General features: G+C 39.8%; 8 protein-coding genes. All 8 read right to left on the bottom strand.

Annotated elements, in window-relative coordinates; genetic code table 11:
- The coding region (locus QZ565_RS04505; RefSeq protein ID WP_295526183.1) for a thymidylate synthase at positions 1–783 on the bottom strand (783 nt) is incomplete at its 3' end.
- A 51-nt stretch (positions 784–834) separates the two neighbouring features.
- On the bottom strand, positions 835–1,269 hold the full coding sequence (locus QZ565_RS04500; protein WP_295526180.1) for a GTP pyrophosphokinase: 435 nt from the start codon (positions 1,267–1,269) through the stop codon (positions 835–837).
- A 99-nt stretch (positions 1,270–1,368) separates the two neighbouring features.
- A complete protein-coding gene (locus tag QZ565_RS04495; protein WP_020902451.1) occupies positions 1,369–2,328 on the bottom strand; it encodes an ROK family glucokinase in 960 nt (319 codons plus the stop codon).
- 135 nt (positions 2,329–2,463) lie between these two features.
- Entirely contained in the window at positions 2,464–3,453 is a 990-nt protein-coding gene (locus QZ565_RS04490) for an Ltp family lipoprotein (protein WP_295526176.1), read from the bottom strand.
- A gap of 89 nt (positions 3,454–3,542) precedes the next feature.
- A complete protein-coding gene (gene pabB / locus QZ565_RS04485; RefSeq protein ID WP_295526174.1) occupies positions 3,543–5,264 on the bottom strand; it encodes an aminodeoxychorismate synthase component I in 1,722 nt (573 codons plus the stop codon).
- A 72-nt stretch (positions 5,265–5,336) separates the two neighbouring features.
- Positions 5,337–11,159 (bottom strand): ZmpA/ZmpB/ZmpC family metallo-endopeptidase, encoded by a 5,823-nt coding sequence (locus tag QZ565_RS04480; protein ID WP_295526171.1) that lies wholly within the window; start codon positions 11,157–11,159, stop codon positions 5,337–5,339.
- Positions 11,160–11,161: 2 nt separating this feature from the next.
- A complete protein-coding gene (locus QZ565_RS04475; RefSeq protein ID WP_165847483.1) occupies positions 11,162–11,725 on the bottom strand; it encodes a TIGR01440 family protein in 564 nt (187 codons plus the stop codon).
- A 114-nt stretch (positions 11,726–11,839) separates the two neighbouring features.
- On the bottom strand, positions 11,840–12,502 hold a 663-nt coding region (locus tag QZ565_RS04470), incomplete at its 5' end, for a sensor histidine kinase (RefSeq protein WP_295526165.1).

Raw genomic sequence — 12,502 nt, 5'->3', positions numbered from 1 at the left:
AAAGTCCTCTGCTTTAATATCAAAAAAATTGGTCTTATCTGGCACATTCAAGACCAAACGTGGTTGGCAGTTTGATGGCTCACGACGGAGCAATTCCTGAGCTTGTTCAAATTGATTATCATAGATATGGAGGTTGTTGATGAAGTAGAAGAACTTCCCAACCTTCCAGCCAAAATGCTTGGCAATCATCATTTGAAGAGCTACATACTGCATAGCATTGATGTGGTGGGCCACCAACATGTCATTCGAACGCTGGGTCAAGGTCGCATCCAGATAGATTTCTCCATCTACACGGCGGACATCAAACATGGTCTGAAAGGCGCATGGGAGGAGGCCGTCCGTCTCATCAAAAGCTTGGTAATCCCAAAGGGAGATAATGTTGCGACGGTTCCAAGGATTAGCTTCCAACTGTTTGAGAAGCTTATTGATGATGTCGTGTTTCTTAACGACCGCCCCGTAACGCTCACCAATGGTTCCTGTATTTCCCACTTCCCAGTCATTCCAGTAGTGAACATTGTACTTGCTATTCAGCACTTCTAAGCTATTAGACTGATCTTGGTAGATCCAGAGCACTTCCTTGATGGCGGATTTGATGGCAATAGGACGCAAGGTTGTGATGGGGAATTCCCCCTTGGCCAAGTCATACTCGGCAAATGCACCCGTTACATACTTGGAGTTGGCAACTGTCCCATCCTTGTACTTGGGACGGGCCTGCTCAGAAAAGACACCGTCTTTGAGGATTCGTTCAATATTCTCTTTAAAAATTGTATCTGCTTTTGTCATTTACTCTCACCTCATTTATTTCCTAACTAGTATAGCATAAAAAAAGCTTTTCTACATGCTCAGATAATCAATAGCTTTCTTGTATTTTTCAAATCGTTCCAGATCCTTTTCAGTAATTGTAGCTAGTCTAGATAAATCTGAATTATGTTTCAAATCTGCTAATTTGACACAACGTGCTATAGGATTCGATTTAACAAGTTCCAAATATTGTTGATAATCTTGTCCCTTTTTCTTGGTCAGTACCTGCACTGCAGTAACAACAGTCTCTGGTAAACCAGCCAATATTAGTTCTTCTGCTGTATAAGGGCTATCTTCAAGAACATCGTGCAATAGAGCGACTGCCTTTTCTTCTTGTGTATCGACCAGACTTGCTACAAAAAGAGGGTGTTTGATATAAACTAATCCAGCCTTATCATATTGTCCCTCATGTGCCTTTTTTGCGATGGACAAAGCCAATTCAAACATGGATTGTTCTGACTTATTCATTTAAAATCTCCTTTCTAAAATCAAAAAGTTAAGAGTTATATTTACAATTATGATCTTGAAAAAGAGCCTGATGAATCACCAAGCTCTGTCATTTTTATTTTATTGCAATACAAGTGATGCTGCTCCGATAACTCCAGCGTCATTTCCTAGAGTTGCAAGAGCTAGTTTAGTTGTTGTGCGTACTTGTGGGAAGGTATTTTCGTCGTAAACCTTTTGAACACCTTGTAGAAGGAATTCTCCTGCAGCTGACACACCGCCACCGATAACGATTGTTGATGGGTTTAGGATTGAGCCAATGTTAGCACAAGCGATTCCCAAGTAACGTGAGAAATTACGGTAAACGATCAAAGCAAGATCGTCTCCTTCTTTTGCCAAATCAAAGACAGTCTTAGCAGTTACTTCTTCTCCATTATCAATCAAACGTTTCAAGGCTGCATCACCTTCGTATTCGTCGGCATAACGACGAGTCAAGTTAACAATCCCTGTTGCTGAAGCAACTGTCTCAAGGCAACCTTTCTTACCGCAAGTACATGCGATTGGTTGGTCAAAGTCAACAGTGATGTGGCCAAGCTCACCTGCTGCACCAGCAACACCGTGAAGCAATTTGCCTTCTGCGACGATACCGCCACCAACACCTGTACCAAGTGTCATAAAGACAACGTCTGGTTGGTTATCACCAGCCCCCATCCAACGTTCACCAAGAGCTGCTACGTTGGCATCATTATCGATGAAAAATGGAATGCCCAAGGCTTTTTCAATCTTTTCTTTAATTGGTTGAAGGGTTTTCCAGTTGAGGTTGTAGGCACCGATAACAGTCCCTTTTTCACGGTCAACCACACCTGGTGATCCCATTCCAATACCTTGGAAGTCCGCTGCTGCTAATCCAAGCAAGTCCAAGCGATGTTGAATAGACTCAATCATATCATCAACGATATGACTTCCCTCATCCAAAATGTTGGTCTTGATAGACCATTTTTCTTGGATTTCTCCTGCTGTTGTCAAGATTGCAAATTTGATAGAAGTTCCACCAAGGTCAATCCCAATAATCTTTTGACTCATCATATTCTCCTTTTTCATTATGAATTAATTGAAAATGCTTACAGTACTAGTATAACAAATTTTAGTTTCTTATGCAAAGGTTTGCAGGCTACAAGCCAATATAAAACATCTCATTTGCTTCACTATTTGTAAAAATTAGTCACCTAGATGTTGAATGGCATAGTTTGCTTCTTCTTTTGTAAATTTTCCAATCCAAGAAGAAGTTAGCCACTCATAAATCTCTGTCTTTGATAAATGTTTATTCTTTCGGTATTCTCTTGCTTTAATTAAGGCATTTGCTTTGTAATCTGCATTCAAGTGATCGATGGCATACTGCGCTGCTGAACTTGAAAAACCAGTCCACGTTAATTGGTCATAGAGATCTTTTTTTGACATATGTAAAACCGAATTATAGCTTTTCGCTTTATTTAAAGCAGCATTGTACTGCTTCCCATCTAGTTTTGGTTGCCGCACACCATCGTATCCTACATAGTGACGACCACCATCTACCCATTTGTCCTTAGCCATTTTACCGTCTGATTCAACATAGTAACGGCCACCATCTACCCATTCATTCTTGGCCATCTTGCCTTCAGAATCAACATAGTAACGGCCACCATCTACCCATTCATTCTTGGCCATCTTTCCATCTGATTTGAGATAATATCTACCTACCCATTTGTTGCGAGCGTAGCTTCCTTCTGCTGTTAGATAATAATATGAACCATAGTTTTTATCATAAATCCAGTCACTTTTAACCTTTTTTCCATCAGAATCAACATAATAACGACCACCATCTACCCATTCATTTTTAGCTCTCTTTCCATCTGATTTGAGGTAGTAATTTCCTACCCAGCCAGACTGAACTTTAGATTGTGATTTATCCTGTTTAGAAGTTGTTTCTTTAGCTTTTTCAGTCGGTTTTGGTGCCGGCTTCGGCGCGGGTTTTGGTGCCGGCTTCGGCGCAGGTTTTGGTGCGGGTTTTGTATTCTCTTTTACAATCTTACCATTTTTAGACGCATCCTTTTCTTGAGCAGATACTTTCTGAGGCGAGAAAGGCAACACCCCCATTGTATCTGAAAAAGAAACAAGTGCAAAAGTAGTTGCTGCTAAACTTGTAATCAAAAATTTTTTTGATTTTCTCATAAAAATCTCCTTTAAATTTTTATTGTTTACGATTACATTATAACAAAAATATGTATTAATATATACTAAAAGCTATTATTAGATAAAACTCATAATACTATCACTTGCAACTCATACAAGCCTCTCACTGCATTACAACCGTAAATAGCTTCTGCTTGGGCAAAATCTGCCAAGGTTAAAATTTTCTCTTCTACCTGTCCTGTTTCCAGCAAATGCTGACGATAAATTCCTGGCAAGATTCCAAGTCGGATAGGCGGTGTGTAGAGTTTCCCATCGATTTTCAGAACCAAATTTCCGATAGAGGTTTCAAGAAGTTCTCCTCTTGCATTATGGTAAATCTTCTCTTGTTTCCCTAGGCTCAAGTGAGGTCGGTAGCTTGTTTTGAAGTAAGTAAATGATTGATCCAAATCCGCTTCCTGAAGGTAAAGTTTGGCCTGACAAAAGCTTGTACTGAGGGGTGTCAATACTTGGCGTTCAACTTCTATCTCTCCAGACTTGCTGAGAGAAATACGCAAGCGGTAATCTTGATTAGCAGCACAAGCCTGACACTCTTCCTCTATCTTTTGTCTTAAGTCTTCTACCTCAAAAGGAAATGCAAAATATCGACTTGCCTTTCTCAGTCTTTCTATATGTTGCTCTTCAAACAGCAGTTGTTTTTGGCTGATTTTCCCAGTCGTAATCAGTTGGAAGCGAGCTTGTTTACGATAAAGGACTGCCGCCTTTTGATGAACCTCTCGGTATTCAGATTCCCAAGTGCTATCCCATGTAATACCGCCACCCACTCCATAGATGGCTTTCCCTTGATGCAGTTGAATGGTCCGAATGGCAACATTGAAAATCCGGTGCCCATTTGGAAGTAAGATACCAATCGTTCCGCAGTAGACTCCACGCGGTTGTGGCTCCAAGTCCTTAATGATTTCCATAGTCGCAATTTTGGGTGCTCCCGTTATAGAACCGCAAGGAAAGAGAGAACGGAAAATTTCAACAAGGTCAACATCCTCTCGCAACCGACTCTTGATGGTCGAAGTCATCTGCCAGACCGTCGAATACTGCTCCACTTGACACAAACACTCCACATGCTCACTCCCCACTTCAGAAATACGGTTCATATCATTGCGCAAGAGGTCCACGATCATCATATTTTCAGAGCGATTTTTGGGATCCTGTTCCAACCAACTGGCCTGCTCCAAGTCTTCTTGGTCAGTCATGCCACGCTGAGTCGTTCCCTTCATTGGTCGCGTTGTCAACTCACGGTCGTTTTGCTCAAAAAAGAGCTCTGGACTCATGGAAATCACTGCCATCTCGTCATGTTCAACATAAGCATTGTAGCCCGCCTCCTGCTCTACCACCATACGATTGTAGATGGCAAAAGGATTGGCACTTAAGTCTTGCTTGAGTTGGACGGTGTAGTTAACCTGATAGGTATCCCCCTGGCGTAAATGATGGTGAATCTGGGCAATCGCCTTTTCATATTCTGCTTCAGACGTCACTTCCTGCCAATTTGAAGGCAAATCAACCTCATCATAAGTCAGGGGAATAGGGGAGGTCTCCACCCTATCGTGAACAGTAAAATAAAGCAAATACTCGTCCAATAAAGGTGCCTTGTGAACTGCTAATTTCTCTTCAAAAGCAGGTGCAGCCTCGTAGCTGACATAGCCCACCACATAATAGCCTTGATCTTGGTAGTTTTCCACTTGTGCCAGCAAGGCTGTTACTTCCGCTAAATCTCTCGTTTTTAACTCTTTGATAGGCTGGGTAAAGATGTATCTCTCGCCCAAAGCCCTAAAATCAATCACTGTTTTTCTATGCATACCTTAAGTATAGCACAAAAAGGCAGATCCAGACAAAGCTGATCTACCTTTTTATTATTTTCTTACTATTGGTTATGCTTTAGTGAATAAATCACCAGCAAATCCATCTGATTTCTGCAAGAGTTGTTTGTAAACCTTCCATTTAAGATCTACAGTATTCTTGAAATCATTACCTTGAAGGTCTTTTTCGACCGCTGCATCAAATAAGGTCTGAAGTTGTGCGTAAGTTGAAATCTTTTGACCATCGATTTCAATTTCAACAAAACCTCTTTGAGCTTTTTCGTGTACTTCATGATACCATGCTTTCTTCCATGCTTCTAAGCTTTGGAATTTGCCGTTAGAAACTTTATTAATAATAAAGTCATCACCAAGACCTACATTACCTGCTGCTTTAGATTCTTGTTTGTATTTGTTTGATGCATAACCTAAGAACCCGTCTAGATAACCGAAGTACCCCCACATACGGAAGGTATTATGTTTGAATGAGATTGAACCAACAGCACTCTTACTTGTATTACCACCATAAATACCTGTCATCATATTTACTACAGTATAAGCAGAATCAAATCCTTCAGTACGGTAATGACCATTTCCTGGTAATCCATGTTTCGTTGCAAAGTTTCCATCAACCAGTTGATCAATACTTGTCAGCTTCGTATTCTTTTCGCCATCATTCAAATCACGAACTAAATCCCATTGGTGTGGTTCACCAACTAAGCCATTGCGATCCGCTTTTTCACGATATTTCTTATCGATCTTCTTGAACCACTTATCATTTGTTCCAGTATTTTTCTTGATGACAGACTCAGCTTCTAAGTAATCAAGCATCATCATGGATTCATTGTAATTCTTCATGTAGTGATCGATTTTCTCACGACTATTTAACACATTCGGATTATAGTTATAAATTTGATTTCCATCATTTTGACGTTCGTAAGCCATGTTTAATCCTAAGGCACCATATTCACCATTTGGATTTGAAACTGATGGTGATTGTAACATACCTTGAGCAAAGGCTTCAACATCTGTTCCTTCACGGTGACGCCATGTTCCTAAGTAGGCCATACGGTCATTGATGTGAGTTGTTTCGTGAGTGAATGCAGATGTACCAAAATCACTAATCATGCTAGAGATGATGTAATATACAGCCTCTTGTGGTTGTGGATTTTGGAAGATATAAGCGTATGCACCCATTCCATTGTATCCGTGCCACTTATCAGTCGGACCATAGAATTCACGAATTGGAGCAAAATCGCCTTTCTTCGTATGTCCCATACGGTCAACCCATCCCAAACCTGGTACATCATGGTTATCCCAAATTGCAGATGGTACCATATTTTCACTCTTAAGAAGATTATTTCGTACATTATCTGCAGCAAGTCTTGACCAGAAGTCTAAATAATTGATTTGTTCTTGCGCACGTAAATCAACTTGCTTCTTGAACGCTTCACGTTCTTCTGCTGTGTTCTTACCGTATTTCTCAAATGAACTAAACGCAATGGTATTATAGGTCGTAATTAAGATCATATGCGCTTTCTTCAAATTCAGAAGTGGTAGAATATAACGTCCGTGATGTCCATTATTAATTACTTCATACAATTTATGTTTCTTATTCGCAAAATCAGGATTTGATGATTGTTTCTCAACAACATAAGCGTTATCTGCAATGTTATTCTTGAACCAAGTATTCATATCTGTTTCACTAGTGAATAATTCCATGTTGTACTTCAGGAATTCGTGTAAGTTAGCTTTACCAGTAGCACTTGCAAGAGCTCTGTTAAATGCATCGTGTGATTGATCACCTTTTAGGTTGTTACCATTTGATGCGAAGCTGATTAATCTATCAAGTACGTTAACGTTCTTACCGTAGAAATCCGGTTTGAAGGCCATCATATTTTTGATATTTAATCCGTCAAATTTAATTCCATAGTATTGGTTTAAATAAGCCAGAGCAAACATGATTTTAGCTTTGTTATCTTCAACTTTTTTAATCAATGCACGTTTAGCTGCTTCGTCCGTATTTAATTGATGGTCTTCATTTTCAACTAAAGCTTTAACTAAAGCATCAAGATTATCTTTTACTTCTTTGAAGCTTTCTTCCATGTATAACATCTTAGGATTGTTATTAATCTTACGAACTTCATCTGAATCAAGTTCAACAGAAGCTAATTTAGCTTTGATATCGCTGATCAATTGTGTCCTATCTTTAACAACCATATTTGGTGTATAGACAATATCACCTAATCCTTCAATACTATATTCACGAACTTGTTGAACCTTAGATTCTTTTTGTGTAATAGCTTTAATTTCTTTCGTCTTATCAGCGTAATGGATCATGATGTGATCTGCATTTGATAAATCAGTCACAAATTGACCATCTTTCATACCTGTAACAGATAACACCTCTGTAGTTAATAATTTAGAACCAGCTGGAATCTTGTTACCTTGGTTTACAATCCATTCTTTATTGTAGAATGGTTGAAGTTTTTCGATGTTACGATAAGCAAGTTCGCGAGATGCGTCATAATCTTGAGTATCTTTATAAGTATCTGTTTTTGGTTTTACGTTATTAAGTGCATCTTCAACAAGAGGTTTAATTTCAAACTTATCAGCTGTAATTCCGAATGATTCTATTTTTTTATTTGCATCTTCTAGGCTGATTTCTTGGATTCGATTACTGCGAGAACCGTTAAATGAGTGAGAACCTTCACTCACATCTTTAACAACGTAGTTTCTTTCAATCCAGTTTTTTGTGTAATATCCACCTTCTGCTTCTAAATCTCTAGAACCGTAGAATTCTTCACCGTTTTTGACTTTCATCATTGAAACTGTGTCAGCAACACGTCCCCATGTCCAGTTCTTACTAATGAAACCACCTACCTCAACAGGGTTCTTCACATCAATAGTTCCTTTAGTAACAGCGTTACGAACAGAAGCGTATTTATCAATACCATTAGGATCAGAACCGTTATCGGTTCTAGCGACAAGTCCACCAACACGTGCTCTATCTGCAACAATATCAGCATCTACGTATGCATGTTTAATATTACCACGCCAAAGTTCTCCGGCGATACCACCAAGATCCCAACCTTTATTACCGACACCTGTTAGTTTACCGATGAAAGCAACATTTTTAAGAAGTCCACCAGTATCTCCTTTATTTACGATACCAGCAATACCATCTTTACCAAGGATACTACCAGTTACCTTAACATTTTCAACTGTGGCATTTTTAATTACTCTTGATAGTGCGGAAATATTTTCAATCCAAGGCATATTGATATTAACATTACCTAAGTTAATGTTTTTAACTGTACCGCCTTCAACGTTATCGAATAACTGACGAGCCATATTATGAATGGTATATTGTTTACCGTCAACACTTGTTAAAGTTCCGCTAAATTTACCAGGTACATATTGTTTATTCGGAGTTGGTACATTTGCTGCATTCAAATCTGCACCAAGTTTAAAGGTACCACTTGGATTAGCTTTCATAGCCGTTACTAGGTCGTTAAAGCTATAATATACATCACCATCGTGTGCTTTTTGTTTTTCAAAATAATGAACATACTCGTTTGCCAATTTAGAAACATCTGTGTGTTGAACTAAATCAGGTGCTTTGGCAGTGACTTTGTATAAAGTTTTTCCGTCTTTTTCTACTTCTTCAATCTTGTCAACAGCCAGTCTTGTAACTTTGTTGTCGTGAGTTGTAACTCGTAGGTAGAGTGGAGCAACATCAGCTGGTTTTTCTGTCAGCAAACTAGTGTCTGTTTCGTTACCGTCAGCATCTACACTCATCAAGCTTGTTTCTTTGATGTTTTTGATTTCAACTTTTTTGAGGTCAATTCTTAGCGGTTCTTCTTTCAGAACTTCTTCCTCATCACCCTCACCACGGTCATAAACCATCTTGGTTTCAAGTTTATAATCTTTGTAGTACTGTAAGTCTTTCAAAGAAGCTGTTAGATTTTCTGGTGAAACATTCAATGTCTTCACAATCTCGTCACCTTTTTTCAGAGTTAGGGTGATAGATTTAATAGCTGCCTTACTTGGATTTTCTAGACTGTATTTAACATCTGAAGTACGTTTCAAATCCTTAGGTTCAACTGCTGTGATGGTCAATACTGGTTTTTCAAAGGTCTTAGTACCACGTTTCAAAATTCGGTCTTGAGGTGCCTCAATGACTTCCTCTGTAACTTTTGGAGCGTCTTCTGTTTTAACACCCTTAATGGTATTAAAGGTCTTAGTGATTTTTTTCTGACCTTCTTTCCCTTCTTGAGCTACGACTTCTAAACCTTTTTTCAGTTGATCATCTTCTTTAACAACTTCCTTAAATGGAATCTTTTCAAGACTTTCTTCTACAAGAGTTCCTTCAATTGGTTTTGTACCACGACTTATTTGTTGATTTACAGGTTCCTTGGTAACTTCTGTGCTAGTTGAAAGAACTTGGTCCGTTTTAACACCTTCTACTGTTTTATAAGTTGTTTTAGTAACTTGGCTACCTTTTTCACCATTTCGTAGGACAGTTTCTTCGTCCGTATACTTGGTTGGGTCCTCTATCGTTTCAGTTTTGTAGTCTAGGTCTGTAGTCGATGTTTCAACAAGGGTTCCCTCAGTTACTTTGTACTCAGGTAACTGTTCTTGTACAAGGGCTTGGCCAGTTTTACCTTCCTCTTGTGTACCTTTTACTTCGATTGGAGCTTCTGGTAAGGTTGGTTGTGTTAAAGCTTGACCTTCCTTTCCTGCCTCTTGGGTTCCTTTTGCTTCAACTGGAGCCTCTGGTAGTTCTGGTTGTGTTAGAGCTTGACCTTCTTTGCCTGCCTCTTGGGTTCCTTTTGCTTCAACTGGAGCCTCTGGTAAGGTTGGTTGCGTTAAGGCTTGACCTTCTTTGCCTGCCTCTTGCGTTCCTTTAGCTACCTGATGCGTTGGTTCAGCTTGTGGTACTGGAGTTGGGGCAGGTTGCTCTTCTTTCTTAGTTCCGACTGCAATGACTTGCGAAACAGGATTTTGAACCACTTGGTCTTCGATAACTTCTCTAACTTCTTGACCATTAACCATCGATACTTTGGTTACAATGCGACGCTGACCATTTACTCCAGCTGTGACGATACGAGTCTGTCCTTCTGCTAGATTGGTATCTGGGCTTGTGACTGTTTCAAAAGGAATATCTACCAAGCTCTCTTCCAGTCTTGACTGAGGTTTCTCAGAAACTGGTTTTTCTTGAACTACTTCTGTCTTATCAATTTCATTTGCACTTTGCTTTTCTACCGGCAACTGAGGCTTCTCAGCTGAAGCTGGCCTTGATGGATGGAGTTCTGCTTCCTTGAAGTATCCAATGTATTCATAGCCATCAATGTGGATAATCCCTTCAGCCAAACCTTCATGTGTAGAAGCCGAAATAGTTTGGTTATAAGAAAGCAATTCTTTATTTTCAAACGCAAATGTGGTGAAAGGAACAAAGTTGCTTGCACCAATCGAACTAATTAATAAGACACCAAGCACCTTACCACGATGTTTTTTAGAGATTAATAAAACAGCCAAAGACGCCGTAGCCACCCCTATACCAGCCAAGGCTAATTCTTTACTCCCTGTATAAGGAAGTTCTTGGTAGGTACTAGCTTTCTTTCGATACACTACATAGAGAATATCTTCATCTTGAAATTCTGTTGGAACCTCATGATGAATCAGGGCTTTTTCAGACTCGGTCAATTCCTGCTCCGCCAAATAACGGTAATGAACGCTATGAGCACCACCGACTTCATTGGCTTGAACCTTATCCACTGAAAGGGTACTAGCACCAAAAAGGAAGGCCCCAATGGCTACAGGACCTACCCCAACAGTTAGCTTACGAATCGAATATTTTGTGATTTTTTCTAGTTGTTGTTTTGTTTTTTTCATTCTCACGACTTTCTGATAGAATCTTGTGGATAATGCGCACGCGCACCTCCAATTAATTTTGGACGGCTAGCAAGAGCCGTTACATGGGCATGACCAATTTCTCTCAAAAGAGGGCGAATCGGAACCTGAACATGCTTGACATGCATGCCAATTGCAGTGTCTCCAATATCCAATCCAGCATGAGCCTTGATAAATTCAACCTCTACTGGATCTTGCATAAACTTGAAGGCTGCCAACTGACCTGAACCTCCTGCATGAAGGGTAGGAAGGACACTGACCATTTCCAGACCAAACTGCTCTGCCACCTGACGTTCAACAACGAGGGCCCGATTGACATGTTCACAACCTTGAACAGCTAGATGAATTCCTTTTTCCTCTAGGATATCTAGGATGGTCTTCACAATGATTTCGCCAATTTCTTGGCTGGATTCCTTGCCAATCTGACCACCTATCACTTCACTAGAAGAAAGGCCCAAAACAAAGATAGATCCTTGCTTCAAATTGGCCTTTTCTAATACATCTTTTACAATCTGGCTTGTGTCTCTTTGAATGTCTTTTTCCTTCATACTTGATACCTCTTTTGTCATTATCTATCATATCGTTTTTTCTACGTTTTAGCAAGATAGACAACCTAGAATGCTTGCCCAATTACGCATAAAACTCCCAGAATTGACTGGGAGTTAGCTAGTTTCTATTCTATTTATGTATATTTCAACTGTCGTACCTTTTGAGGGAATAGAATCAATCTTCATTTGGTAATGTTCTCCAAAATGAAGTTTGAGCCGTTGGTCAACGTTTTGAAGACCAACTCCCCCACGTTTGAGTTGACTTTGACTACTATCGCTAGCATCTTGGAAACCAACTCCATCATCCTCAATACGGATGACCAATCCTGAATCATGTTTCTGAACAGAAACTCTAATATGTCCCTGACCTTCCTTTTCCTTAATGCCATGGTAAAGGGCATTTTCTACCAAGGGTTGTAACACCAACTTAGGCAAGACTAGATGATCAAAGGCAGGATTTTCCTCAATCTCATATTCCAGCTTATCCCCATAACGTTGTTTCTGGATAAAGAGATACTGGCGGACATGATTGATTTCGTCAGACAGGCAAATCAAATCCCTGCCTTGATTGAGCGCCAAGCGGAAGTAGGTCGCCAAAGACTTGGTCACCTGAACCACTCGCTGACTGTCCTGAAATTCAGCCATCCAGATGATAGTGTCCAAGGTGTTATAGAGGAAATGCGGATTAATCTGACTCGACAAGGCTTGAAGTTCATACTGACGGGTCGTTTCTTCCTGTCTGCGAACATCTGCCATCAACTGATCAATCTGATCCAA

This window comes from uncultured Streptococcus sp. (assembly GCF_915066115.1).
In the GTDB taxonomy this organism is placed as follows: Bacteria; Bacillota; Bacilli; order Lactobacillales; family Streptococcaceae; genus Streptococcus.
This window is presented reverse-complemented; position numbering and strand designations above follow the sequence as displayed.

Excerpts from the sequence above, each read along its gene's own strand:
- QZ565_RS04500 (WP_295526180.1), bottom strand. The coding sequence starts at position 1,269 with ATGAATAAGTCAGAACAATCCATGTTTGAATTGGCTTTGTCCATCGCA.
- QZ565_RS04495 (WP_020902451.1), bottom strand. The coding sequence starts at position 2,328 with ATGAGTCAAAAGATTATTGGGATTGACCTTGGTGGAACTTCTATCAAA.
- QZ565_RS04490 (WP_295526176.1), bottom strand. The coding sequence starts at position 3,453 with ATGAGAAAATCAAAAAAATTTTTGATTACAAGTTTAGCAGCAACTACT.
- pabB (WP_295526174.1), bottom strand. The coding sequence starts at position 5,264 with ATGCATAGAAAAACAGTGATTGATTTTAGGGCTTTGGGCGAGAGATAC.
- QZ565_RS04480 (WP_295526171.1), bottom strand. The coding sequence starts at position 11,159 with ATGAAAAAAACAAAACAACAACTAGAAAAAATCACAAAATATTCGATT.
- QZ565_RS04475 (WP_165847483.1), bottom strand. The coding sequence starts at position 11,725 with ATGAAGGAAAAAGACATTCAAAGAGACACAAGCCAGATTGTAAAAGAT.